A 25,816-nucleotide genomic window follows, 5' to 3' on the forward strand; every position below is an offset into this window, starting at 1 on the left:
GCATGTTAAAAGATTATATATTATTAATAGATAAACCTTCATTTATGACATCACAAGATTGTCTTGTTGTTATTAAAAAACGTTTGAAATTAAATAAAATTGGTCATACAGGTACGTTAGATCCTTTAGCAACAGGACTAATGGTAGTACTTGTGAATGAAGCAACCAAAATTAGTGATTTTATTTTAAAAAGTGATAAAGTTTACATTGCAAAAATGCAACTATTTTTAAAAACCGACACCGGCGATATTACTGGTAAAATTATTGAATCAAAACCACATCTTGATTTAAAAGAATCAGAAATTGTTAAAGCACTTGAATTTTATAATAATCGTCAATATGAGCAAATAATTCCTGCTTATGCAGCAGTTAAAATTAATGGTAAAAAACTTTATGAATATGCTCGTGAGAATATTCTTGTTGAATTACCAAAACGTAAGGTTTATATTAAATCTTTAAAATTAATTAGTTTTAATAATGATTTAGTTACTTTTGAAGTAGTATGTTCAAAAGGAACTTATGTTCGAGCTTTGGTTACTGACATTGCTAGAATTTTACATACATCAGCAACTTTAACTTATTTGAGAAGAATTCATCAATCGGGTTTTGATTTAAGTAATGCCCTAAATTTAGATGTTATTAATGAAGAAACAGTTAGTAAAAATCATATTAGTATTTATGATGGTGTTAAAAATATTATGCCAGCGATTGTTGTTGATAATAGTAAAAGTGTTATTGATGGTAAACCTTTAGTTATTGATAGCACTAATGAGCCATATGTTTTAGTTGTTAATTCTGAACATTTGCCATTAGCTATTTATCGTAATCAAAAAAATAATTTATACGTAAGCCAATGAGGTTTTAAATGTAATGAAGATATTAAAATTGAAAAATCTAAATATTCAAAATCAAAAATTGATGTCTAAACCAATTATTGCTTGTTGAGGTTTTTTTGATGGTATTCATCAAGGTCATCAAGCCCTATTTAAACAATTATTAGTTAATTCAACAATAAATAATTATCAAACATGTATTATTAGTTTTGATAGAAAACCACAAAGTGTAATTAGTAATAAAAATAATGAGGTTTTATTAAGTAATGAAGATAAAATTAAAACAATTGCTAAATACAATTTTGATTATTATTGGGAAATTAAGTTTAGTAAAGAAATAGCAACACTTTCACCAGAGCAATTTATTTCGTGATTATTGGCAAATAATGTTAAAGCAGTAGTTGTTAATCCAAATATTAGGTTTGGTTATCAAGGGCAAGGTAATATTAAAACATTACAACAATCTTCATTACAAGTTTATCTTTGTAATGATATTATTGTTAATAATAACAAAGTTTCTTCAACTTATATTAAACAACTTTTACAAAATAAAGATATTAGTAGTGCTAATCTTTGTTTACAACAAGAGCCATATACAATTAGTGGTAAAGTAGTTCATGGTATTAAAGAGGCTAGAACGATTAATTTTCCAACTGCTAATTTATCGTTATTAACAAACTATGCATTACCGGGTCTTGCTACTTATATTACGCTTACTGAAGTAGATAATAAATGATATCAAAGTATGACAGTAATTATGTTACGTAATAATAAGCCGTTAGTTGAAACTTACTTATTAAACTTTAATCAAGATTTATATGGAAAAATCATTAAAGTTAGATTTTTAGATTTTCTTCGTGATAATTTAAAGTTTACTAATTTAGATGATTTAAAAAAACAAGTGGATAAAGATTTAATAGAAACAATTAAATATTTTGCTAATTCTAGTAGTAAATTATTAAAGCCATAATAATTGTGATATTCTTTATATTTACAATAATTATTAACATTATAAATACTATTTATTAAAAACTATTTCCAATAAAATTTAATTTTATTGTATATGCTAATGAAAAATAAAAAAGAAAAAAGGGAGTAAATAAATAATGAAATATTGAGTAAAAGAATTTATAAATCAAATAAAAGATAATAATGAAATTTGCGCAAACTGTGATTATAAAGAAAATTTACAAAAAAATATTACTTCAAATGATAATTGTCAAATTGTAAATGATGAAAGAATGCCATTGTTACAAGAACACGCTTCAAATAATAAATGTATAGTTATTGAAATAGAATCAAACATTTCAGCTGTTAATAATATAGTAGAAATAAATTTACAAGGAAAACAAATTGAACAAAAAAAACAGACTACTAATAAATTACCTAATTATGGTTCAATTTGTTAAGAAGTTAAAACTACATAATCAGGCTTAAAATGATGAATTATTTAAATAACTTATTTTAATAGATTAGTTAATTTACTTTCACTAATTTCTTTATATATGTTTAAATTAGTTTGTTCGTATAAATAACAAGCTCAATAATATCAAATTAAATTTTGATAATTCATTCATTTTTTAGCAATAATTATTTGTTCATTATTTAAATTAAAACAATTAAATCAAGTATTAATTTCGGTTTCAGAAGTTAAACTTTCAGAAGCAAAAGAGGCAATATCAAATAATTCGTCGTTTCAACAAGCAAAATCTCAATCAATTAAATATCAACAATTATTTTTTTTAACAAAATTATTTAATGTTAAATCATTATGAGATAAAACAATTGTTGTTGGTTGATAAGTAGCAATTCATTTGATTACCTCACTGGTTATTTTTTCTAAGCAAGGATTACTAGTAGTTAAATTACAGTATAAATTAAGTTGTTCTAAACCTTTTCAAGTTTTAATTAATGATTTATTATCAAATTTAATATTATGTAGTTGTTTTACCAATGATGAAATTTGTTCTAATATTTGTTTATTAATTATTTGTTCGCTTAAATTAATTAAATTATGATAATATGGCATTAAGGTTAATAGTTTATTATTATTAATATTGACTTCATTAATAGGTAATGTAAATTTTTTTGATTTAATTAATTTAATAACATTAATTTGATTTGTAAAATTCAAAAAAGGTTGCAAAATATCTTTAGATTGTTTTAAAAAAAATGTTTATTTACTAAAAATAAGTCATTGGTTAAACCTTTTGTTTTTAATATCTCTAATTGATATGGTGGTTTAATAGTTTTAAATTTCAAAATGACACCTCTATTTTGCTTGTATTGTCCGTAATAAAATTATACAATTTATTAAATAAAAAATATTGAAAGTAAGTGATAGTATGTTAAAAAAAGGTTATATTCATATTTATAAAGGTGAAGGAAGAGGTAAAACCTCAATTCTTAATGGTATGGTAATTAGAGCATTGGGTAATAATCTTAATGTTAGTTACTTACGTTTTTTAAAAAATCGTCCTTCTGGTGAAATTAATTTTTTAAAACAAAATACTAAACTTAAAATTGAAAGTTTTTATGAATCTTCGCAAAAATTTTTTTGAGAAATGGATGAAGAAGAAAAAAATAAATTAAAACAAGAAACTAATTATGGTCTTACTAGATTAAAACTGTTAAGTCAAAGTGATAATACTGATCTTATTGTTGTTGATGAAATTTTAGGGTGTATTCAAAATAATTTGATTAAAGAACAAGACTTAATTGAAATTTTAAAAAATAAAAAATCACATATTGAAATTGCATTATCTGGTAGATATGCATCTTTTGCCTTAGAGCAATGTGCTAATTTAATTAGTGAAGTTAAATCAATTAAACATTATTTTGAAAAAGGTCAAATTGCTCGTGAAGGGATTGATTATTAATGACTGCTAAAACCTTATGGTTTGCATCTAATAATATCGGTAAAATTAATGAATTAAAGAGTATCTTACATACAAAGGGATATAATGTCAAATCAATGTTAGATCTTAATTCTCCTCTTGAAATTAATGAAACAGGTACATCATTTATTGAAAATGCAATTTTAAAAGCAACAACACTTGCAAAATTAGTGAATGGTCCTGTAATTGCTGATGATTCAGGGTTAGAAATATTAGCTTTAAATAATTTTCCTGGTATTAACTCAGCACGATGAAAGGGAGAAATGTCCTATCATGATGCAATGTTAGACATTTTAGAACAAATGGAAGGTGAAACTAATCGTGCAGCAGTATTTATTTCTGCTATTGCTTATGTTGATTTTGATCATAAGATTACTAAAGCATTTATTGGTAAACTTGAAGGTGAAATCACTACTGAGATAAAAGGTAATGATGGTTTTGGTTACGATCAAATATTTTATGTTCCAGTAGTACATGCTACTTTAGGTGAATTGTCATTGGCAGATAAAAATAAAATTTCTCATCGTAATTCAGCAATTCAGCAATTATTAACATTTTTACAAGAACAAAATTAGATAGTTAAAATGAAAAATAAAAAGGATGGTTTAATTCTTTTTTACAGTTTTTCTTTTTTAAAGATTGAATTTTGTTTAGAAACTATTTTAAATAATAGTTTAAGTAAAATAGATAAATTAAAAAAAATTAGTAAAGATACTATGTTAGTTATATCATTTTAGTAATAGTTTACTTGTTTATTTTTTAGTGATATTATTAAAAAATGAAAGAATGGTTTATATAAAAAAATAACGCAAAATGAAGTTGATTCATTACAAGAAGTAGTTGTTATTGGATTTCCTAGAACATATAATACTTTTGGTAATACTGAACTTTAATATTAAAACATAGTATTAGTTTTGATAGTTTTTTAATATTCAAGAAATAAATGAAAATGGTAAACGAGATTTTACTATTAATAGTAGTCAAAAATTTAATTTTATATCAATATAATTTGTTTAAAAATTAATTTTTAAAAAGCTTGTAACTTAAAAGTTACAAGCTTTTTTTACATTTTTGGTAAATTTGGTTTAAATTCACTTGTTGTTGATTGAGTTTGCAAATCCATAGTGTTAATCTTTGTGATTACTTGTTTTGGTCAAAATACTTCTTTTTGTTCTTCTGTAAATCATGGAATTTGTATAGGTGTAAATGATTGTATTTGTTCATTTGTGAAACTTTGCATTTGCTCTTTTGTAAAAGCAGAGATTTGTCAAAATGTAAATTGTTCAATTTGATGCACCATTAATGCTTGAATTTGTTCAGGTAAAAATGATTGTATTTGTTGAACTGTAAAACTTTGTATTTGTTCTGTTGTTAGTGTTGAGACTAATATATTTGTGCTTCTTTTTTTATGTCTGTTTTTAATTTTAGTTGTTGTTAATGGTGTTGTTATTTGTTGTCTTAACTTTTTTCCTCATTCTTGTGATTTTAAAAAAATTTGATATGTTTGTTCAACTTTATTTTTGTGTTCTTGAATAGAATTTTTTCAAGTAATATTTTTTATATTAGTAGGATCTGTACTGTTAGTATTAAAAGTTACCAATTCACTGGTATTATTAATAAGTAAATCATTCATTTTAGATACCTCTTTTTAACTATAAAACTCATTACTTTAAAAAAAGTAATGAGTTAGAAATGTTTAGAATTATTGTTATTTTTACTAAATCTGCTTATCTACTAAAATTTTAGCACCTTATAAATAAAATACAATAAAAAATAAACACGTATCTTAGTTAAATTAATTTATAAAAAATGGAATAATCAATATTAAGAAATAAAAAAGTAAAAGAAGATAATTATATATCTTCTTTTAAAAATTATATAGTTTTTTTAGCAGCAGTTTTTAATAGATTACCTGTGATTAAAGCTGTTAGTTGATCAAAAAACTGATTTGGACTATCAATAGTTCCTCATTCTTGGCCAACAGTTATTAGTTTACCTTTATTAACAATAAAAACAATTGGTAAAGCTTTAAATGCTCTTTCTTTATCAACAGGATTTTGAATTTCCTTGACACCTGAATCAGCAACAGGTGCTGAACTATTATCAGAAATTTTATGGTCAAGTAGTCAATGATAAATTTGTTGTTGTCAACTAATTTTTTTATCATTTCAAAATTGGTTAACAATATCACTACTAGGGTTGGCATAAGGAGATTTTTCATAAATTTTAATATCAATAGTCCCATTAGTAGTAACACTGTTTATTTCAGTTTTCTTTTCTGTTAATCAGTTATCTCATTTACTTGGCACATTATTATTTTTGATTTGCATTGTGTGTAAACCGTCAATAATTTGCTTAGAAAGTGGATTATCAGCAGCACCAAGTATGCCAAAAAAAGCATGCCCACTATTAACATCACTAATAAATTCTTGATATTTTGAATCATCTGTACAAGCACTAACTTGTAAACTAGTTGTTATGCCTATTATTAAGGCTGCTATTAGTCCAAATTTTTTACGCATTTATTTTCATCACCTTCAATATAATATCATAAAGTTATATGAGTAATAAATTAATAATTAAATATAACGTACTAAGTATACTATGTTATAATCTTAATAACAATATAAAAATCAAAAGGAGTAGTTTTTTTCTATATGGACAGTAATTGGTATATTTATTTAATAATATTGCTAGTTTTATTATTTTTAAGTGGTTTTTATTCATCTGCTGAAACATCATTAACTTCTTTAAATGTTATAAGAATTAAATCTATTGGTAAATTACGTAGTAAGAAAAGTCGTCGTGCTAATATTGTATTTAAGTTAGTTAAAAATTATAATGTAACTTTAACAACAATTTTACTTGGTAACACAGTAATTAATGTTGGAATTGGTACTTTAAGTACCATATTATTTATTGATTCTTTTCATGTTTCTCCTACTTATGGTCCTTTAATATCAACTTTAGTTTCAGCAATTGTTGTTTTAATTATTGGTGAAATTATACCTAAAAGTGTTGCAAAATTACATCCTGAGACAATAGCTTTAAATTATGCATATATTTTGTATATTCTTAATATTATTTTTTATCCAATAACTTTTATTGTTACTTTATTTCAATTTAAAAGTAAAAAACCAACAAGTTCTGAACAAGAACTTATTGAATTGATTTCAATAATTGAAAGAGAAGGAGTTCTTGAAAAAGCAGAACGTGATTTAATTGAATCTGCAATTAAATTTGATGAAAAATCAGTTTTTCAAGCTATGCATCCCAAAAGTAAAATTAAATATATTTATGATGATACGCCACCTAAAGTTATTAAACATCTATATTTAGAAGAAAAATATAGTAGAATTCCTGTTTTAGATCATGTTAATCAAAATGTAATTGGTATTTTAAATATTAAAGAATTTATTATTAATATGTTAGAAAATGAAAATCCAGATTTATTACAATTAATGTTACCAGCAATTTTTATTTCTAAGCGTACTAAGTTAAATGAAGCATTGGAAATTTTACAAACCGAAAGAATGCATATGGCTATTGTCTGCAATAATAAAGATAAAAAAGATTTTAATGGTATTATTACACTTGAAGATATTCTTGAAGAATTAGTTGGTGAAATTTATGATGAAACTGATGAAATTGGATTGATACAAGAAATAGGAACACATAAGTTTCGTGTTGATGGTTCTTCAAAACTTGAAGTATTATTTAAACGTTATTTAAAAAGAAAACCTCCAAATTATAATAAACAAACTGTCCAAGAATGATATATGTTCAAAACAAAAGTAAAGAAAGTAAGGAAAAATAGTCCACTTTTAAAATTTCGAAATTTTTCATTTAAAGTTATAAAGGTTCGCAAAGAATTTGCTGTTTTTGAAGTTGAAATTTTTACTAATAAAAAAATTAAAAATAAATGAGAATAGTTAGTGCAGGATTTTTATTTAAATGCTACAATGTAAAATCATAATTATAATTATGATATGAAGGGGAGGTTAATTATGAAAAAAGGTATTAAATTAGTAACTATGATTGCAGCATTAAATCTTGTAACAGTTAATGGTTTAATGTTAACGTTTTCTCCAGACAGTGATCATTATGTCTATTTAAATAAGCATGATGCTAATGCTAGTTTATTAAAATGAAAACTTTCACCAGAAGATGCAAAGATGGTAAAAAAATATGAATATAAAATCCATCAAATGGCAAGTAAAGAAAGTATTGATGAATTTAATAACTTGTATGATAATAATAAAAGTGATGTAATTTGAAGTAATTATGATAGTTTACAATATGATTTAACTCATACTAAAATTGGTGGTAAAACCATTGATGTTAATTGAGTTGAAATGTATAAAAAAGCTGGTTTAAATAATGAACAATTACAATTAGCAGAGCAACAACAATTACGTTTTTATAATATTTTTGCTAAAGTTTTTCATAAAAACACTGTTATTAAACTAATTCAAAAAGTAGCACCAGTTGCTGTAAGTGATAGCACAGTAGCATGAACTGCTTTTAATTCAGAAGCTGATAATCAACGTATGGGTTATGGTCCTGAATTTGCAAATATTAATTTAATTGATCAACAATTTCAAGAGGGATTTTGATCTTCAGATCAAATAATTAGTGTTACAACTCACGAATATGGTCATGCTTTAAGTAATTTTATTGGTTTAAGTGCTGATGAAAGAAATTCATTTAATGCTAATTGAAAGTGACCAGATAGCAGTTATAGTGATTTTAATACTAATATGACATCAGTTTCTCATAAACTAACTGTTAACAATGATAACAAACAAATTTATGATCGTACTTGATATTTAATTGATTATTTAGGTCAACAAGCAAAATTAACTAATATTAAGCAAGAATTATTATTTGGTTTAATAACAGTTAATAGTAATTATGGTCGTAGTGCCTGATTTAATGGTAAATATAATATAAATCTTGATGATGAATTTTTTGCCGAAAGTTTTGCTAGATGAATTTTAACACCTCAGAATCAGCGTGATTGAGGATGAGAATTAGAAAATAGTTTTTTCTTACATTATTTACCAACGGTTTTATAACATTTTACTAGTTAAAAAGGAGAATTATTTCTCCTTTTTTATTATTTGGTATAATAAATTTAAGTTAAGTATCATTTTTCACCGCAAGTGTAAAGTTTGATACTTTTTTTATTTTCTATGATAAGATATATAAAGATTTATATTTATTTATAAATCATTCAATTTTATTTTTATAAAAATTTCATGCGAGGAATGTTTATAAATGAATATTTCATATAATTTTTATGTTAAAAAAATTTTTTATGCTTGTTATGTTAAAAATGTTGTTTTACCTATTGATATGTTAAAAAATGAAAGAAATAAATTAGGTATAAAGAATATTGGTAATATTACTAAGTTAAGAAATAATAACGTTCGTACTAAATGTAAATTAGTTCAAAAAGCATTACATAATTTTTATAATGCAAGAATTTTAAGTTTTTTAACTTTAACTTATCATAAAAATGAAACTGATATTAGAAAAGCAAAACATGATTTACAATTATTTTTTAAACGTTTAAAACGTTGATGAAATGACCCTAAACGTTCTAAACATTTAGGTGAATTAAGATATTTTTATGTTTATGAATATCAAAAACGAGGAGCCGTACATTTTCATATATTATTTAATCGTAAAATACCTTATAGTATGATAACTAAATGATGACCACATGTTGGTAATAATAAAGGTATTGATTTAAAAGTTGTACATAAAGGTACAAATGAATTTGTGGTTAAATATTTGAGTAAATATGTAACAAAAGTACAAGAAAATATTAAATCTTTAAATCAAAAAGATGTTGGTATTCAAGCATATTCTTTTAGTAGAAATTGTAAAAATCCGCTTGTAGTTCGTGGTACTAAAATGTTAAGTTTACAAAAATTAGTACAAGCATGTGAAAAAGCAAAAGAATTTTATTTATTTAAAACTAAACCAAATGAACAAGGTAATACTCAATTAATTGGCGGAAGTTATGATTATGTTGTTACTAGTGATTATTTTAAAGATTTTAACTATTATATAAGTTTAGATAGTTTAAGATTTAGGTATTGATTAAAAAATAAATTTAATAAAAATGAAGTTTTAGATTTTCTTTATAAAGTTTTTGATAAAACTAAAATTGAAAAAATATTTTTAAAAAATCGTATTCTACATTAATTTTAAATTTTTTCAAGTAATATATATACTATATTTGTATTTTATTTTGTTTTTGTTATACTTTTATTATAGTAAGTAATGTTTATTTTACTCGCATGGAATAAAATATTACTTACTTTTTCATTTTTATATTTATTGATTTTTTTATAATATTTGATATTATTAATTTATAAGTTTATATTGTTTTAGATTAGTTTTTAAATAATATTTTACTTATTTGAATTGGTAACAGTTCCATGCGAGGAATAGTTAAATATTAATATTAAAAACTTTTTATTTATTAAATTAATTTTGTATTTATAATATTTTTAATTTAATTACTTAATTGTTTGCCAATTCAATCTATTATTTTTTTTATTAAAATTTATAGAAAGGATTGGCAATTTTTATGTTTAAAACTCAATTAGTTAATATTGAAAAAGATAAAATGATACCCGATAAAAATAATCAAGGTAAGTTTTTAAATTTTGATGTTTTAACTTTTTTGGAAATTAATAAACAAACAAATATACCTACTGGTAAAGTAAGAGACAAATGGTATAATCCAACAGTTGTTAATGATTTTTCAAAATATTTACATAAATTAAATTTAAAAGTTGGTAATTATTATAATTTAGTTTTGGATTTATCCGGTACTATTGTAGATATTACTGAATGAAAATAATGTATAAAATAAAAATTAAATAAGGGGCTTATATATGGATTATATATTTTTCATTTTAAGCCCCTAATGGATTAGATTATAATTCATATATAAGCTCCTTATTAATAAAGTAAGGAGTTTTATTTATGCCTAATGAGTTAGAACAAACTAGTAATTATACTTTAACTAAAATTTTAAGAATTGGATTAAGTCCATTAAGTGCTATGGTTGGAGTTAGTGCTTATTATGGTCAATATTTAAAAGACCCAGTATTAGGTTCTATTAATTCTTTGTTATTTAGTAAAAAGTTAGGAATTGATATATGGAATATTAATCAAAGACTAACTACTAGAAATAAAGTTATTAATAGTTATAAAAAGATATTTTTAGGTTTAGGAACAATTGGTTTAATAAATTATGCTAAGTTTGTTCAGTATGTAGATAAGTTAGTTTCTTTATTAAGAGATGAACCTTGTTTTTGACCACCATGTCCTACTGAACCACCTAAAACAACGTATCCACCATTTACAACTGTTAAACCGATAATTGATGTTCCTTTTGTAGATTGAGATACTTATATATCTTTAAATAGTTTTGGTATAGCAAATGTTATTAGTGGTTTAACTGAGTTAATCCCTAATAGATTTCAAAATATAAGAAAGATAGCAAATATGGGTACTGGTGGATGTTTGATTAGTAGTGGTGTTGCTATGGGTATTAATAATAATTTTAATAATTATTTTGCTATTCCTACGATTATTGCCGGTGCAAGTGAGATTATTAATACTTTATTATTGCCATTGGGAAGTACACATAATAACAGTGAATTACAAGAAATATTTACAGATGAAAGAGCAAGATTAATTAATGCTAGTGTTAGTGATTATCAAAGTACAAATGACAGTATGGTTGATGTTGATTTAAATGATGATAATATGTCGGAGATTAATTTAGATAGAGCAAGTTTAAATTGGGATTATTCTTATGCTTATACATTAGGTGGTGTTTAATAATGGAAAATAAAGAAATTAAAAAAAAGTGGTATGACACTCCTAAATTTCATGTTTTTTTGTTTTATTGTTGGTTTTTTTCTATGGTTTGAACTGTTGCTGAAATACATAATATTATAAATGGTAATTTTGATTTTTTTATTGGTTTAGATTTAGGCATTAATATTTTACTTTTTGTTTTAGTAATTTTTTATGAGTTATTTAGTTTAATTGATTTTTAAAAAAAAAGAAAAAAAGGAAGTGATAAATAATGGATATGAAAGAAATTATAAAATATGTGTTATATATTGGTGGTTTTTGTTTAATTCTTTGATTTTGTAGAAATTGAATACGTGAAGGTATAGAAAAATATAAACATAGAAAACATGTAAAGGAGAATGATAGTGAGCCTGATTGTATTTTTTGTCGTAAAGATTTTGAAAAGAAGAAACGTAAATTAGAAATGGAAAAACAACAAAAAGAATTAGAGAAAGGGGGTGATTAATATGCCCGCTGGACTATCAGCATTATTAACCATGATAGGTGGTGTAGGACAACAATTATTAAATGCTTTTACTTATATTTTTGGTTGAGTATTTACTACTGGTGATGGTGGAACACTTACAAATTGACCAGTGTTAATTTCAATTGTATTTATGGTTCTTGTATTTATTAAGCAGTTTGTTGGTCATATTATCCATGGAACTCATTAGTAATTAGAAAGGAGTAAGCAAATGGTAAAGTTATTTTTTAGTTTGGTTTTTGTTTTACCATTATTGGGTAGACTTTTACCAGTTGTTAATACTTTGGTACAAACTATTTATATGCAGTATTTAAGTTCTTTTGCTGGATTACATACTGTGACACTTTTTATTAAGTCGTTTTTTTATGATAGTTTATACACTTTACCTTTGCCTATTCTTGCTTTAATAAATGTTAGTTTTGTATTTTATTTAATTTTAGGATTATTTAGATTTACAAGACATTAGGATGTGAAATTATGTTTATACCTTTTATTACAACTGTTATGCAATTATTTGCTTCAATTTTTATGAAGTTTTTTAGTTTTCCACTTGGTGATTTAGGTTTTAATTTAGGTACGTTAATGATATTTTTGATTTTGCTTAGATTTGCATTTAGGGTTATTTTACCCGAATTAATGTTACCAACATTAGGTTTAGGATATGCTGTTAAGTTCATTGGTAAAAGTTCTGTTTCTTTGGGTGTTGGTACTGGTCAACAAATTGCTAAGAGTTATCAAAGACGCGTTGAAAAAGTAAAAACAAGAAATAAACAACAAGGTAAGTTTAAAGGTGGTGCTGGCGGTAATAAGTTTACTGGTAGTTCAACTCGTGACTTTGGTATTGGTGATTAATTATGTCTAATTTTGTTATTAGTATATTGCATTTTATTTTTATATTTTCTAGTAATGATATTGGTATATTTTTAAATCAAACTAATATTACTGATGAAGTTTATATTTTGTTTAATTTGACTTTTTGATTGGTATTAGGTGTATTTTTAATTTTATTTATCGTGTTATTAAATTTGTTTTTAGGTCATTGTTTGGGTAGGTGTTAAGTATGAGTGTTTTAGAAATTTACAATAAAATACATCAATGTATAGTTGATTATTGAACTATGTTTATAGGTAATCCAGTTGATGATTTTACTACTATTTTATGAAATTTAGTAGTTTATGGAACACAGTTTTTTATTGGATTTGTTTTGTTTTATGGTTCATGGTGAATTTTAAAATGTTTGTTTGGTAAATAATTATGTGATTTAAATTTGCTAAATTGTTTTTTGTTGTAAATACTTCTGTTCAAGCACCAACTTCTTTAATTGTTTCAAATGACCCTAATGTTGTTAATTATGATATTAAAAAAGAAATGATTAAACACGTTAAGTATAATGATTTTAATGATTGAGCAACTATTCCATGAAATTCTGCTTATTTTGACATTGACCAACCGGATTTAAAATTAGTTAGTGGTGAAATTATAGGTGGTGTAGATAATGATTTGGATTTTGAATATCAAAGTGATGTTGTAGGTGTTAAAAAGACAACACTTAATACTGGAACTGGTGTTTATTCTTTTAGGAGATATCAGTTAGATGATATTTCCCGTATTATGTTCAATCATAATTTTATTCAATATGGTAAAAAAAATCGACTTCTTATTCATAATGTAAATCATTGAGTTAAACCTTTAAATTTACGTTTTGAATTAAATTTTGAAATTGATAAACCTTTAAGTTTTTATATTCAAGGTTTTATGTTTTATTTTAATTATGAGGCTTTTTCTACATTTACTGGTGATTTTTCTTTTAGTTTTTTAGATTATGTTGGTGATACAAAATATGTTTTTAAAGGAAAGATTGGTAATGATGTTTATATGCAAGATTTGTATAATTTTGTTACTATGCCGGTTCGTGTTCCAAATTTAAGACATTTAACTGTATTTTTTGATATTCATGGAACTACAAATTTAACTATTCCACCAGAGGTTTCATTTGGTCAAATTAATATTTTTTCAAGTGAGAAAGTAACACCAGTTCCGCCAAATAGTCCTTTTAACCCTGAGTATGAGCGTGTTAGTTGATATGATGTTTTTGGTCATTTGCGTAATGCTTTTAGATGAGTACTTTATGGTGTTGTTGGTAAAGTTTTACCAGTTGAACCATTAAGAGAATTTTTTACTAAACTTGATGGATTATTGAGGCGTATTTTTGATGATACTATTAGTTCTGTTTTAAATGTTGATTTTACTAGTGGTTTAGAACAAGTTTTAACTTTATGAGTATTTTTAAAAGCAGTTGGATTTTTAGTTGGTTAGGAGTTTATTATGAAAAAGAAAGATTTATTTGAAATTTGTAGTGGAGTTATTTTTTGTTTTTTAATATCATCGTTTACTGCGTTATTTTTTGATTTTGATGTAGATAAATTAAAGTTATTTTTTGAAAATGCTAGTTTTGGTTCAAAAATTTTATTTTTCCTTTTATTTTAAGTTCATATTTTGTAGATTTTTGTTTTTGAATTAAAAATAAGTTTAAAAATAAAAGTAAGGTGGTTAAATAATGCCTTGATATGGTTATTTACTTTTAGGAGTTATATTATTAATAATACTTTATCCATTTTTAATAACTAGAAAAAATATAAAGATATTACAACGTGTAGGTAGTTATATTATTTCAGCACCACCACGTACTGGTAAATCTGCTCTTGCTTGTTGTTTAGCACAAAAACATAAGGGTAGGGTAGTAAGTCCTATTCCTATTAAAGTTCGTAATGAATATAGTTATCGCTGTTCTTATGATGATGTTTTTAAATTTAATCAATTAAATAGTAATTATGCTTTTAAAGAGTGTGATATGGTTGTTTTAGATGAGTTAGGTTTGAAAATTAATAGTAATGATTTGTCGCCCGAATTTAAAGAAACACAAGAAAGTTTAGGAATGTTTTGTAAATTAATAGGTCATAATTTTAATGGAATTATGTATATGATTGAACAACACCCCGATAGAATACCAAAACAAGCACGTGAAAAAGTGGAATATATTGTGCAAGTTAAAAGAATGCGTATTTTGTTATTTTTAGTTAAGTTTAAACTAAATATTTATACTAATGTTGATGATTATAATAAAGTTGTATTATCTAAAAGACAAACAAAGCGAATAATTAAACGTGGTGGATTACCACCTAGTTATAGTGGTGAAACTATGACTTTTAGTTTATGATTTCCTAGGTCTTATTTACAAAGATATAATAGTCGTGCTTTAAATTATATTCATTCTTTAAAGAGTGAATTAAGTACTGTTAAAGACTATGAACAATCACAAGCATTAGATTTTACTGTTGATGATATTAGAGCAGTAGGATTAGATAAGTTGGATAATATATTACAAACTGAAAAGAAAGAAACTCAAAATACTGTATGCCGTACTTGTTATTATAGAAATAAATATTCTAAGAAAAATAAGAAAGATGTTAAAATAGAGTAAACCTATATTATTGGTCGAAGCCAACCAACCAAGGTTCTGGTTGGCTGTGGCGTTTACGCCACTGGGGTGAGTTGCGAAGCAACGAGGGGCAAAGCCCCTATATACTTGGTAAAAGAATTGAGGAAAGTAGGTAATTTTATGTTTGGCAAAAATATCCATGATCATGAATCACAGCAAAATAGTTGTTTAAAATGTCAGTATGAAAAACTTTTTAAAACAGGTAAAATATTATTTGATGAATGAGATAAACAACCACCAGCACCTGCTCAATTACTTAAAATAAAAAAGCAATTAAATGAATTAAAAATTAAAATTGAAGAACAAAAAAATGATTCGGAATTAAAGTTTTGTGCCAATCACCCAGAAATTTTTGACTTCTTGCCTTTAGAAGTTTTATAGTTTTTTGTATTAATAGTATTAAAATATTTATATTTAGTAGAAGTTTAATATAATTAATGTCCTATTGTTTTGAAAAATAAAACAATAGGTTTTTTATTTTAGTATATTAAATTTATAAAAAACTTTTTTAAATAAAAACCTATTTACTTTAAAAATAAAGTAAATAGGTTAAAAACTTATATTAATGTTTAAAAACTATATCATATTACAAATATAGAAATAATAGTTAATATATTTTCATTTCCATTAAATATAAATTTCACTTTCTTCATAAAGATTTAATAATTTTGATAAATGATCACCAACGCCACCCTCATCATTAGTTTTAGTAGTAATATCATTGGCAATACTTTTAATAACAATATTACCATTTTTCATTGCTACACCATAGCCAACTTCCATCAACATTTCTTTATCATTAATTTCATCACCATAAGCAATAACATCTCTAATATCAACATTATAATATTGAGCCAAAATGCGAGCTGTCATTCCTTTATCAATAAATTTACTTGAAATTTCAAAGATTAGTTTATTATTATCATAACGATTTCAAGTATTTACCTTAATTGAGTTTGAATATTTTTCCAAGTCACGATATACTTGATCAAGATTAGTATTTTCTTTAAATTCAATTAAAATGGCATTAGTGCTCCCTTTTCAATCACGAATTAATTTACTAATTGTAAAAGTATCATTTTCAATAGTATCTAAATGAAAATAAGTTTCAAAGAAATCATCTTTTTTTCAACATACTGCTTTGTTGTAATATTCAATAACCGCGTTTTCAATTTGTTGAAAAATATAGTCTTCATTTAAAATATGTTTAACAATTGTTTCAGAAATTGGAAAAACTAATCGTTTGAATTTTTTGATTTTTGGATCATGAATATGGCCACCATTAAAATTGCATAGTAATGTATTAAGACCTAATTCACGATAAAATTTAATTGATCCACGATAAGGTCGACCAGTGACAATACAAACAATATGACCTTGTTTTTGAGCATCAATTAGTGCTTTTTTAGTATTAATATGAATTTCTCGACCACCACTTTTTAATAGAGTACCATCTAAATCAACTAGGATTAAATGTTTTTGTTTTTTATTGTATAAAGACATTGTCTCTTCCTCCTATCTTTCTTTCTCGATAAAATTAATACCCATTGTGTCTTGAACAAAGTTTAATTTTTTAGTAGCAATATTATTAGCAAAATTTGCACCTTCTTCTAAATATTTTGCTAATTGTGATGATTTTTCATTAATAAGTTCTTGGTGTTTTTTTTGCATTGGTTCTAATAAATCATTTATTACTTTAATTACTTCTTCTTTTAAAAAACCATAATTGTGATTGCTGAAGTATTGTTCACAAGTTTTGATATCTTTTTTAGTAATGCTAGCATAAATAGTTAATAAATTACTAACTCCAGGCTTATGTTCTGGATCAAATTTAATAATATTTTCTGAATCAGTAACTGCTTTTTTAATTTTATTGGTAACTTCTTGTTTGCTATCGCTTAAAAAAATAGTATTTTTTAGATTAGTATCAGATTTTGACATTTTTTTTTCAGGCTCTTGTAAACTCATAATTTTCTGTGCTTGTTTATCAATAATTATTTTAGGAATTTTGAATAAATCAGTTTTATAATTGTTATTCATTCTTGTTGCTAAAGTTTTTGTCAATTCTAAATGTTGAGTTTGATCAACACCAACTGGCACAAAATCAGCGTCATATAGTAAAATATCAGCAGCCATTAATGCTGGATATGTAAGAATACCTGTTGGAATACTAATCGTTTTATTTTGTTGATTTGTCATTTTTTGACTTTTATCTTTAAATTGTGTCATTCGTTCTAATTCACCGACATAACTATTACATAATAATATATATCCTAATTGACTATGGGCTAAAACATCAGATTGAATAAAAATATGAGATTTATTTGGTATAATACCAGCAGCAAAATATCAAGCGGCAATATCTTTAATATTATCTCTTAATTCTTGTGCTTTTATTGGTAGTGTTAATCCATGTAAATTTGCAACAAATATTAAGAGTTCATGTTCTTCTTGCAATTTTAGAAAATTATTAATTGCTCCCAAGTAGTTACCAAGAGTTAATTTTCCAGTGCTAGTTATTCCAGATATAATACGAGCCATATATTTTGCTTCCTCCAAATTAATTTTTTAATATAATTAATTATCAATGATAAAGTTAAATAATTCAATTAATTATATTAAAATTTGTTTGATTTTGATATAATAAAAACATAAATTAAAAATAGTTTTTGACCCATAGCTTTTATTTTTTAAGAGTAATGGGTTTTTTACTTTATAAAGGAGTTTTTTTATGTTATTTGGAGAAGAAAATATAAGGATGATTTACAAAAATATTTAAAGAAAATAAAAGATCGAAACAATGTGAAAGAATATCTTCAAACTCTTGGGTTAAAACTTGAGGAATTAGAAATCAAGAAACAAAATATTGCCAAAAAACAAGCAAGTTTTGAATTTGAAAGAAAACAACTAGAAGATATATTGAAGAAAGCTGAAAGTCAATTAAGAAATATCAAAGATAGTGAAGATAAAAAAACATTTATTGAACAATATGTTAATCAGATGACTGATAAATTAAAAGCAGTTAATGAAAATATATATACTTTAGAAGTTGAAAGTAAAGAAACTGATAAAGATATAAAAAACAGAAATCTAGACAAAGTAGATAACAGAAGAACCTTAGAAAGAATTAGAAATGAATTATTTAATTTAAAAGAAATAATTCAAGAATCATCTTTTTTTAATGGTAGTTTAAAAGCATTAAAAGAAAATATGACAAAATTACAAGAAGAAAAAACTAAAATATTAAATTTAAAAAAAGAAATTTTAAAAAAAGAAGAATTGAAAGCGGAATTACAAAGTTTAGAAAATTTAATTGCATTAATAAAACAAAAATCAGAAATTGAATTAGAAATTGAAAGATTAGAAAAAAACAAGGAACAATTAACAACAGACATTGATGCAAATAAAGGTCAAATACAATCTATTTTGAATGATAATGAAAGTTCTAAAGAACAATTAATCACAAAAATAGATGAAATAAATTTAAATATTAAAACATTAAATGACAATATAGATGCAAAAACTAATTCAATTTCTTGTTTAGAAAAAGAAATTAAAAGTAATGAAGAAAATATTAGTTTAAAACTAAAAGATTCAGAAAATATTTTTCAAAATATTATAGTTTTACAAGATTGAAGAGATAGTATTTGACGTCGTGTTATTTCACTATTAACTTTTGGCATTTTTTGTAATTACAAAAGTGTTCAAAAAAAATTAGATAAAGAATTTGTTAATCGAAGTAATATAAATAAAGAAATTACTGATTTACGAATGGCAAATGAAAAAAAAATAAAACAAGAAAAAGATTTGTTTAATGAGATATTAAAACATAAAAAAGAGACAAATATATTAAAGGAAAATTGACTAGTATTAAAAGCACAATTAAGCAAAAAGAATAGTACTAAAGAAATAGAAGATTTCAAAGTGACTAATAGTCAAAAACAATTTTTATTAGAAAATACAATACTAAAAATTAAACAACAAAGAGAAAAATTAAAAAATATTTCAATTGAAAATATGCAACCATTAACTGATTTAGAAATACTTCAAAAAGAAAAAAGTGATAAATTAAATTCATTAAATGCCATTAGTTTAGATAAACTTGATAAAGATATAGAAACACTAATAGTAAGAGAAAGTGAATTAAAAATAAAAATTAATGAAAATAAATCATCTATTTCAGATTCTAGTTTAGATAATTTTAAGATAGAAGTAGAAATTGAAACAAAAAAACAACTTTCAGAAGTAGAACCATTTACTAAAGTAAAGCCACTCTTAGAAAATCTAACGATTCTGGTATGTCAATATCGAGTGAAAATTTCCCAAAAATATTTATCAAAAAAAATAAAAAAGAAGTAAAATTTAACAAATAAAAGTTGCTTTGTTTTGAAAGTAAATATTTTTATATTTACTTTCAAAGGAGAACAAAATTATGAAATATTTTAGTCCAAGTTATTGATTTAAATTGTGAGTATTAACTGCTCCACTTTTAAATAATAAAATACAAGGTATTAATGGTAAGTCAATTGATAATTCAAATATTAAAAATTGAGTTAGAAAAAATACGACTAGTTTAGATTTAGTAAATCAACAATTAAATTTTGCAAGTAATAATCAAACAGATTTTATTATTAACAACCCAACAACAAATAGCAAAATAAATATGAATAAACATCGTCATGAAAAACACAGAAATCGATTAAAAAGAACATTAAATGGTAAAAACGAAATAAGGGGTAGTTGAGGTAAAGTAACTTGTTCATTTACACCAAAAACTTTTGAAGGAATAATAGCTGATTATCATTATTGAAAAGATAATCCTGCATGAGAACTTGGCGAAAAATTTAAAGAGGATATGATGCAACGATATAATTCTAATGATATTTCAATTACTGCAATTTTTCCATGAACATGAAAAGAAATACAACAAGTAGGTAAAACAATTTGAGATAATTTTTCAAAAATTGAAAAAGTATATACAGATAGTTCTAGAAAAGAACGTATAGAAATTGTACTTTATGAAAAACCATTTAATTGATTTGATTTTGAATCAGTAAGAATAATAACAGAAGATGAGAAATATTATCCAAATAATCGTCTTGATAATTTAGAAAATGATTTTCCAGATTGAAATAAAGATATAAAAATTAATTTAGGAAAAATTAATCATAACGTTGATAACGAAATTAAAAGTGCCATAAAGAAAAAATATCATAATTTTAAATTATCAGAAGTTTATTTATTGGATAAATCTAATTACTCACACTTTATTGGCTATTTTGAAAAAAAATAATTGTTGGTACTTTTAGTCCCTATTCTTATGGTTTGACAAAACCAACTTTTACCTATGTAACACAAGATAAATTTAATGAAATTTCAAATATTATAGCAAATGATTCAAAAGTTAAACAATGATTTGCACATATAAATGAATGAAATTCTACTTTACCACAAGCAATCAATAATTCTAAAACATTTAATCCTCAAGCATTATATAATTGAAAAAGACAAGAAAAAGAAATAATAAAAGGTTATATAAGAGATTGAAGTTATATTTCAACTTTAATTGAACATGAATTAAAGTTAGATGAATTAAACAAAAATATTCAAGGAATCAAAGCAGATTTTGAAACTTTAAAAAAACAAGTTAATGAACTTGACAACAGACTTCTAAATCTAGAAAATAAATCAAATTTAAATGTTGTTGGTGGTATTACAACAATGGCTTCTGGTGCTTGTGCTATTGGTGGTGTATAATTTTATTTTTTTATATCTTTAAAATCAATTTTAAGCCATCAAATTTGCTGCTCGACAAACGATTTAAAATTTTATATAGTTAAGTATTCACAAAAATAATCTTTTATAAAAAGAATTTTATCTAATTTTAATTTGGTATTATTAGTATCCATATCTTCAAGGATGGTTTTTATTTGGTATATAAACCTTTTTAGTTTTTATCAACTCTTCTTTGATAATTGGTTTTGGTGCTATTTCTTTTAATTCATATATTTGATGATTATAACTAAGATATAACTCATTAATAAACGATTTAAGTACAATTACATCAGTTCTAGGTTGTATGTATTGAACTTTGCTATTTTTATAAGGAAAATACTTTTTACCATAATATGTTATAGTTGAACCACTATCCGTTTTTCTTTTAGAAAATCTTGAAAGATAAATATTTATTTCTTCTTGGTTTGAAGCTTTAATCATAGCAGATTTATTATTATCAATAGGTAAGGCAAATTGCTTATTAAAAATACTTATATATATTTTAAGAAATTGATTAGCTTCTTCTAAATTTTTAATTTTATTAAGTCTAAGTTCACTAATTAAGCGACTTTGAAGTGTTCCAAATAAGCGTTCGATTCTACCCTTAGCTTGTGGAATGGAAGTTCTAATAATTTCAACACCTAAATCATTACAAGACTTTTGGAATTGAGTATAAGTATCATTTTCCGTGTTTATTTTGCCAGCATCGATTTGTTTTTTTATATCCAAAAACTGTTCTATTATCAGTATAAAATGTTTTTGGTATGCCATATTTAGTTAAAATTTGATAAAAAACATTATAATAACCATCTAATGTTTCTTGATGATCAAATCATAGTCCGACAATATTTCCTGTAGCATCATCAATTGCAGCATGTAAAAAAGCTTTTGGTTTATCCTTACCAAATCAATGATGATTACTTGCATCCATTTGAATTAATTCACCAAAATTTGTTCTTCGGTTTCTTGTAGGATGCAAGTTATTTTTCTTATTTTTATGTCTTTTTGGTGAAGTAATTTTTTCTTTAATTAATATAGTATAAAGTGTACTATATGAAATTTTAATTTTTTCTTCATTGTTTAATTTCTCATGGAAATGTTGAAAATTAAAATTATAATATTTGGTTTTATATAAATTTATAATCTTAATTTTGATTTCAAAATTTGTTGTTTTATTAGAAATTTTATTTCGGGATTTATGAATAAAACCAACTTTACCTTCTCTATTGAAAATTTGAATTAATTGGTTAATTCTTCTAATAGTTAGGTTAAGTTTATTCTTAGCTTGATGTTTAGATAATTTATTAATAATAATGTCATTTATAATATTAAACTTATATTTTTCTTTCATAGTCATGCTTCTTTCCATATTTATCACCAAGTATATTTAACTTTACTTTTGGGAAATTTTCACTCGATAACTAATAGGAAATTATCACTAAATAATGACACACACGATTCTGGTATTGATATAACAACAGAATCAATTAAAATGATAAGATCAGTTTAATTTATTAAGCTATTTAAATTAAATTTTATTTGTCTTTAAAAGATAAATATTTATAAAGTATTAATTGTTACTTTATTATTTATATTATTGACTGGGTTTTGTAATTCAAAGTTATTGATGTTCGTTACATCATTATTTGCTAATAAAGGAGTTCTATTTTTAGATTTTGAAAATGATACTAGCATATTTTCTACTAATCCTTTAGTGGCATTTGTTATTTTTTTATTACCAACTTGTGTTATGTTTAAACTATGAATTAAAGGTACAGAACCCATTATGCATACTACTAAATTATTTGGATTTAAAATAGTATTTAATTTATCTTTATATTGATTTTCCATTTCTTGTATTATCATAAAAAAATAAAATAGTTGATAAACTAAGACCAGTTAATAATATTCCGGTGGAACTAATTATAGTTCCAATTATGAATTCTTTAAAATATTTACTGTTATTATTTTGAATAGGCATGTTTAGTTAACTCCTTGTTTTTTTACGCATAAAAATTATTTATTTTTAATTATTTACTTTAAAATAAAGAAAATTTAATTTTATAATTTCATTATATTATAATTCAAATTATTAATAAAATTTGATAGTAAAATATATGTTAAATTTTTTTATAAAATTTAAGGAATAAAAGTATCTATTTTTCAAAAAATAATATGATATAATATGTGGGTGAAGGATATAGCGGAAAAGGTCTTTCATGTACTTATTTTCTAAGTTTGGTCAAAGATAGTGTGGAAATATATATTATTATAGTAATGTAGAGTTTATTAACTTTTATCTTTTAAAGATAAAAAAATATTAATTTTAAAAAAGAGTATTTAAATCAAATGTAGTCTAAAAGCAAAGAGGGGTATTGTCATGATTAAAATATATGTTTCGCCAAGTTGTTTGTCTTCAAAAAAAGTTATTCAATTTTTTGATAAACATAAAATTCCATATATTAAACGTAATATTATCCATAATCCATTGACCGATACTGAAATTAAATTATTATTAAGATTTGTACCAAATGGTGTTGGTGATATTATTTCAACAAGAGCAAAGTTTATTAAAACACATGCTATTAATATTGAAAAGTTAACAATGTTACAAGTTTTTGATTTAATTAAAACTTCACCAACTGTTTTAAAACGTCCAATTATTGTTCAAGAAAATAAACAACGTATTCAAATTGGTTATAATGAAGACGAGATTGAATTATTTTTACGTGGTTCTATTGAAAACGAATTTGAAGATTCTTGTGAAATATTTTAATTGAAATATGATTGGAATACATGATGAAAAATTATAAATTTACAATTATTGCTAATAAATATGAGAATTCTCAATCATTAGCTAAGGAATTAAGGGCCAAGTTATTGGCCCTTAAAGCACTTGAAGATACTTCTTTTCCAGATATTGTTTTTATTATTGGCGGTGATGGAACATTTTTAAAAGCTGTTCATGATTATAATAATATGCTCAATACTGTTAAGTTTGTTAGTTTTAAATGTGGTAATCTTGGTTTTTATGAAAACTTTTTAAACACAGAAGTTGACAAAGTATTAATGTGAATTGCTAATAATGATAATAATTTAATAGTAAATAAATTTTCATTATTAGAAGTAAATATTAATAATAAGATTTTATATGCTATTAATGAAGTTAAATTTGTTAATTTAACAACAACTCTTTCATGTCAAGTGTTAATTAATAATCAATTATTTGAAAACTTTCGTGGTTCTGGTTTAGTTATTGCAACAAGAACTGGTTCGACGGGTTTAATGAAATCACTTGGTGGTGCTGTTTTAATTTCAAATCATAACTTAATGCAATTTCATGAAATTGCTCCAGTAGATAATAATAGTTATCGCAGTTTAAATTCACCACTAATTTTGGATGAAAATCATGAAATTACTTTGAAAAATATTCAAAAAGATAGTAAATTGAGTGATTTTGGAAAATTAATTGTTGATACTTTTGATTTTAATGATAAACTAAATGATAAGGTAACAATTAAATTATCAGAATTAACGTTACAAGTTTTAGAATATCGACTTAATCATTATTCTTTACTTGTTAAAGTAAAAAAAGCTTTTATTCAAGAAGATTAAGAAAATATTTAAAAATATATTAATTAAGGAAGGTAATCATGCCAATTTGACAAATAGTATTATTAGTTATTGCATTGTTATTTGCTGTGGCTAGTATTGGGATTTGAATATGAAATGTTAGTACAGCTAAAAAATTACGCAATCAACAAGAAAGTAGTTCAAAACCTATTAATAAACCACAAAAATTCCCATTTAAATTACAAAATTTTATTGTTGATTTAGGGGGAATTGATAATATTAAAGAGACAACAGCAACAGCAAATAAAATTAAGGTAGAGATTATTGATCATTCAAAAATTAATTTTAATAATCTTAAAAAAATTAAAAATCGTGGTATTTTAGACCAAGACGATAGTGTTAGTTTAGTCTTAGGAACTTATTGTAATAATTTAAGTATTGCTATTAATGATCTTATTAAATTAAATAATGAGAAATAAGTTATTTTTTGTAATATCCATAAATACCATTAATTAAAACATAAGTGTTAGTATAGCCCAATTCTCTGAGTGTTAGTGCAGCAGCAGTTGAACGATTTCCTGCATTACAAATAGTTATAATCACTTGATTTTTGTTTTCAATATATTTACTAGGATTTTTAATCAAATCATAGTAAGGAATATTAACAATATTAAGTTCACCATTATCATTTGTTATTTTTTTTAAAATTTGATATTCAGCAACATCACGAACATCAATAATTAAAGCTTTATTTTTAATTTTATCAAAGTCTTTATTTGAAATTGAAATTTCATTTTGAATTTTATGTTTAAACATAAGTTATGACCTCCTAAAATAAAATTGTTCTATAACTTATTTTAACATTTTA

34 protein-coding genes and 1 pseudogene are annotated in these 25,816 nt (G+C 23.7%); 27 read left to right on the top strand and 8 right to left on the bottom strand.

Annotation, left to right across the window (positions count from 1 at the left end; all coding sequences use genetic code 4):
- Positions 1-2: 2 nt before the first annotated feature.
- The 3 genes from truB to AACL03_RS01580 all read left to right on the top strand — a co-directional run bounded on the left by truB (position 3) and on the right by AACL03_RS01580 (position 2,242).
- A complete protein-coding gene (gene truB, locus AACL03_RS01570) occupies positions 3-926 on the top strand; it encodes a tRNA pseudouridine(55) synthase TruB (protein ID WP_339038954.1) in 924 nt (307 codons plus the stop codon).
- Positions 919-1,803, top strand: a complete 885-nt coding sequence (gene ribF, locus AACL03_RS01575; RefSeq protein ID WP_338959141.1) for a riboflavin biosynthesis protein RibF — start codon at positions 919-921, stop codon at positions 1,801-1,803. The genes truB and ribF overlap by 8 nt, the downstream gene beginning before the upstream one ends.
- A 136-nt stretch (positions 1,804-1,939) precedes the next feature.
- Positions 1,940-2,242: a hypothetical protein gene (locus tag AACL03_RS01580; RefSeq protein ID WP_252320869.1), complete on the top strand. Its 303-nt coding sequence runs from the start codon at positions 1,940-1,942 to the stop codon at positions 2,240-2,242.
- Positions 2,243-2,292: 50 nt separating this feature from the next.
- Here the strand turns inward: AACL03_RS01580 and AACL03_RS01585 are convergent, their stop codons facing one another.
- Complete coding sequence (locus tag AACL03_RS01585) at positions 2,293-2,979, bottom strand: phosphotransferase (protein ID WP_339038957.1); 687 nt, start codon at positions 2,977-2,979, stop codon at positions 2,293-2,295.
- Between the two features lie 199 nt (positions 2,980-3,178).
- Here AACL03_RS01585 and AACL03_RS01590 point away from each other — a divergent pair, with 199 nt between their 5' ends.
- Both AACL03_RS01590 and rdgB read left to right on the top strand, forming a co-directional pair.
- Positions 3,179-3,712: a cob(I)yrinic acid a,c-diamide adenosyltransferase gene (locus tag AACL03_RS01590; RefSeq protein ID WP_338959145.1), complete on the top strand. Its 534-nt coding sequence runs from the start codon at positions 3,179-3,181 to the stop codon at positions 3,710-3,712.
- On the top strand, positions 3,712-4,305 hold the full coding sequence (gene rdgB, locus AACL03_RS01595; protein ID WP_338979608.1) for an RdgB/HAM1 family non-canonical purine NTP pyrophosphatase: 594 nt from the start codon (positions 3,712-3,714) through the stop codon (positions 4,303-4,305). Before AACL03_RS01590 ends, rdgB begins: the two co-directional genes overlap by 1 nt.
- Before the next feature lie 488 nt (positions 4,306-4,793).
- Here rdgB and AACL03_RS01600 read toward each other — a convergent pair whose 3' ends face one another.
- Positions 4,794-5,363 carry a hypothetical protein gene (locus tag AACL03_RS01600; RefSeq protein WP_339038959.1) on the bottom strand — a complete coding sequence of 190 codons (570 nt, stop codon included), beginning with the start codon at positions 5,361-5,363 and terminating at the stop codon, positions 4,794-4,796.
- A 241-nt stretch (positions 5,364-5,604) separates the two neighbouring features.
- Positions 5,605-6,252 (bottom strand): hypothetical protein, encoded by a 648-nt coding sequence (locus tag AACL03_RS01605; protein WP_339038961.1) that lies wholly within the window; start codon positions 6,250-6,252, stop codon positions 5,605-5,607.
- Positions 6,253-6,387: 135 nt separating this feature from the next.
- On the opposite strand from AACL03_RS01605, the gene AACL03_RS01610 reads away from it, so the two are divergent.
- The 16 genes from AACL03_RS01610 (at position 6,388) to AACL03_RS01685 (ending at position 15,981) form a co-directional block, all read left to right on the top strand.
- Positions 6,388-7,662 (top strand): hemolysin family protein, encoded by a 1,275-nt coding sequence (locus tag AACL03_RS01610; RefSeq protein WP_252320658.1) that lies wholly within the window; start codon positions 6,388-6,390, stop codon positions 7,660-7,662.
- A 75-nt stretch (positions 7,663-7,737) separates the two neighbouring features.
- Positions 7,738-8,808, top strand: a complete 1,071-nt coding sequence (locus AACL03_RS01615; protein ID WP_339038964.1) for a hypothetical protein — start codon at positions 7,738-7,740, stop codon at positions 8,806-8,808.
- Positions 8,809-9,010: 202 nt separating this feature from the next.
- Positions 9,011-9,946 (top strand): rolling circle replication-associated protein, encoded by a 936-nt coding sequence (locus AACL03_RS01620; protein WP_339038695.1) that lies wholly within the window; start codon positions 9,011-9,013, stop codon positions 9,944-9,946.
- A 388-nt stretch (positions 9,947-10,334) separates the two neighbouring features.
- Entirely contained in the window at positions 10,335-10,610 is a 276-nt protein-coding gene (locus tag AACL03_RS01625) for a hypothetical protein (protein WP_338974505.1), read from the top strand.
- Between the two features lie 125 nt (positions 10,611-10,735).
- Entirely contained in the window at positions 10,736-11,599 is an 864-nt protein-coding gene (locus AACL03_RS01630; RefSeq protein WP_339038965.1) for a hypothetical protein, read from the top strand.
- A 2-nt stretch (positions 11,600-11,601) separates the two neighbouring features.
- The gene (locus tag AACL03_RS01635) at positions 11,602-11,820 is read left to right on the top strand and encodes a hypothetical protein (protein ID WP_339038691.1); all 219 of its coding nucleotides are present in this window, start codon (positions 11,602-11,604) and stop codon (positions 11,818-11,820) included.
- A gap of 29 nt (positions 11,821-11,849) precedes the next feature.
- A complete protein-coding gene (locus AACL03_RS01640) occupies positions 11,850-12,083 on the top strand; it encodes a hypothetical protein (RefSeq protein ID WP_338960396.1) in 234 nt (77 codons plus the stop codon).
- A 1-nt stretch (position 12,084) separates the two neighbouring features.
- A complete protein-coding gene (locus tag AACL03_RS01645; protein WP_174480862.1) occupies positions 12,085-12,291 on the top strand; it encodes a hypothetical protein in 207 nt (68 codons plus the stop codon).
- A gap of 21 nt (positions 12,292-12,312) precedes the next feature.
- Positions 12,313-12,567, top strand: a complete 255-nt coding sequence (locus AACL03_RS01650) for a hypothetical protein (RefSeq protein ID WP_174480864.1) — start codon at positions 12,313-12,315, stop codon at positions 12,565-12,567.
- A gap of 11 nt (positions 12,568-12,578) precedes the next feature.
- The gene (locus AACL03_RS01655; RefSeq protein WP_338960394.1) at positions 12,579-12,953 is read left to right on the top strand and encodes a hypothetical protein; all 375 of its coding nucleotides are present in this window, start codon (positions 12,579-12,581) and stop codon (positions 12,951-12,953) included.
- A gap of 2 nt (positions 12,954-12,955) precedes the next feature.
- On the top strand, positions 12,956-13,159 hold the full coding sequence (locus AACL03_RS01660; protein WP_339038688.1) for a hypothetical protein: 204 nt from the start codon (positions 12,956-12,958) through the stop codon (positions 13,157-13,159).
- 2 nt (positions 13,160-13,161) lie between these two features.
- A complete protein-coding gene (locus tag AACL03_RS01665; protein WP_174479934.1) occupies positions 13,162-13,353 on the top strand; it encodes a hypothetical protein in 192 nt (63 codons plus the stop codon).
- A 2-nt stretch (positions 13,354-13,355) separates the two neighbouring features.
- Complete coding sequence (locus tag AACL03_RS01670) at positions 13,356-14,417, top strand: hypothetical protein (RefSeq protein WP_339038686.1); 1,062 nt, start codon at positions 13,356-13,358, stop codon at positions 14,415-14,417.
- Positions 14,418-14,426: 9 nt separating this feature from the next.
- On the top strand, positions 14,427-14,588 hold the full coding sequence (locus tag AACL03_RS01675) for a hypothetical protein (RefSeq protein ID WP_339038684.1): 162 nt from the start codon (positions 14,427-14,429) through the stop codon (positions 14,586-14,588).
- A 70-nt stretch (positions 14,589-14,658) separates the two neighbouring features.
- Entirely contained in the window at positions 14,659-15,582 is a 924-nt protein-coding gene (locus tag AACL03_RS01680) for a hypothetical protein (protein WP_339038682.1), read from the top strand.
- Positions 15,583-15,720: 138 nt separating this feature from the next.
- Positions 15,721-15,981 (top strand): hypothetical protein, encoded by a 261-nt coding sequence (locus AACL03_RS01685; RefSeq protein WP_338959160.1) that lies wholly within the window; start codon positions 15,721-15,723, stop codon positions 15,979-15,981.
- 246 nt (positions 15,982-16,227) lie between these two features.
- Here AACL03_RS01685 and AACL03_RS01690 read toward each other — a convergent pair whose 3' ends face one another.
- A complete protein-coding gene (locus AACL03_RS01690) occupies positions 16,228-17,103 on the bottom strand; it encodes a Cof-type HAD-IIB family hydrolase (RefSeq protein WP_339038967.1) in 876 nt (291 codons plus the stop codon).
- Between the two features lie 12 nt (positions 17,104-17,115).
- Positions 17,116-18,141: a tryptophan--tRNA ligase gene (trpS, locus tag AACL03_RS01695; RefSeq protein ID WP_339038969.1), complete on the bottom strand. Its 1,026-nt coding sequence runs from the start codon at positions 18,139-18,141 to the stop codon at positions 17,116-17,118.
- Positions 18,142-18,402: 261 nt separating this feature from the next.
- Between trpS and AACL03_RS01700 the strand changes: the two genes are divergently transcribed.
- The 3 genes from AACL03_RS01700 (at position 18,403) to AACL03_RS01710 (ending at position 21,357) form a co-directional block, all read left to right on the top strand.
- Entirely contained in the window at positions 18,403-19,959 is a 1,557-nt protein-coding gene (locus AACL03_RS01700) for a hypothetical protein (protein ID WP_339038971.1), read from the top strand.
- 73 nt (positions 19,960-20,032) lie between these two features.
- Complete coding sequence (locus AACL03_RS01705; RefSeq protein WP_339038780.1) at positions 20,033-20,893, top strand: hypothetical protein; 861 nt, start codon at positions 20,033-20,035, stop codon at positions 20,891-20,893.
- Positions 20,894-20,925: 32 nt separating this feature from the next.
- Complete coding sequence (locus AACL03_RS01710) at positions 20,926-21,357, top strand: hypothetical protein (RefSeq protein ID WP_339038973.1); 432 nt, start codon at positions 20,926-20,928, stop codon at positions 21,355-21,357.
- Positions 21,358-21,498: 141 nt separating this feature from the next.
- Here the strand turns inward: AACL03_RS01710 and AACL03_RS09975 are convergent.
- Positions 21,499-22,744, bottom strand: a pseudogene (locus AACL03_RS09975) (ISNCY family transposase).
- Between the two features lie 191 nt (positions 22,745-22,935).
- Positions 22,936-23,241 carry a hypothetical protein gene (locus AACL03_RS01725; RefSeq protein ID WP_338959168.1) on the bottom strand — a complete coding sequence of 102 codons (306 nt, stop codon included), beginning with the start codon at positions 23,239-23,241 and terminating at the stop codon, positions 22,936-22,938.
- 514 nt (positions 23,242-23,755) lie between these two features.
- Between AACL03_RS01725 and AACL03_RS01730 the strand changes: the two genes are divergently transcribed.
- From AACL03_RS01730 to AACL03_RS01740, 3 genes are read left to right on the top strand one after another with little or no spacing between them, the layout of a single operon-like run.
- A complete protein-coding gene (locus AACL03_RS01730; protein WP_174481244.1) occupies positions 23,756-24,151 on the top strand; it encodes a Spx/MgsR family RNA polymerase-binding regulatory protein in 396 nt (131 codons plus the stop codon).
- Between the two features lie 23 nt (positions 24,152-24,174).
- The gene (locus AACL03_RS01735; protein ID WP_339038977.1) at positions 24,175-24,990 is read left to right on the top strand and encodes an NAD(+)/NADH kinase; all 816 of its coding nucleotides are present in this window, start codon (positions 24,175-24,177) and stop codon (positions 24,988-24,990) included.
- Between the two features lie 38 nt (positions 24,991-25,028).
- Positions 25,029-25,427 (top strand): hypothetical protein, encoded by a 399-nt coding sequence (locus tag AACL03_RS01740; protein ID WP_338959176.1) that lies wholly within the window; start codon positions 25,029-25,031, stop codon positions 25,425-25,427.
- A gap of 1 nt (position 25,428) precedes the next feature.
- On the opposite strand, the gene AACL03_RS01745 is transcribed toward AACL03_RS01740, so the two are convergent.
- Positions 25,429-25,764, bottom strand: coding sequence for a rhodanese-like domain-containing protein (locus AACL03_RS01745; protein ID WP_252320544.1), 336 nt, complete (start codon positions 25,762-25,764; stop codon positions 25,429-25,431).
- Between the last annotated feature and the right edge of the window lie 52 nt (positions 25,765-25,816).

This window comes from Spiroplasma endosymbiont of Andrena trimmerana, assembly GCF_964019575.1.
Lineage (GTDB): Bacteria > Bacillota_I > Bacilli_A > Mycoplasmatales > VBWQ01 > Spiroplasma_E.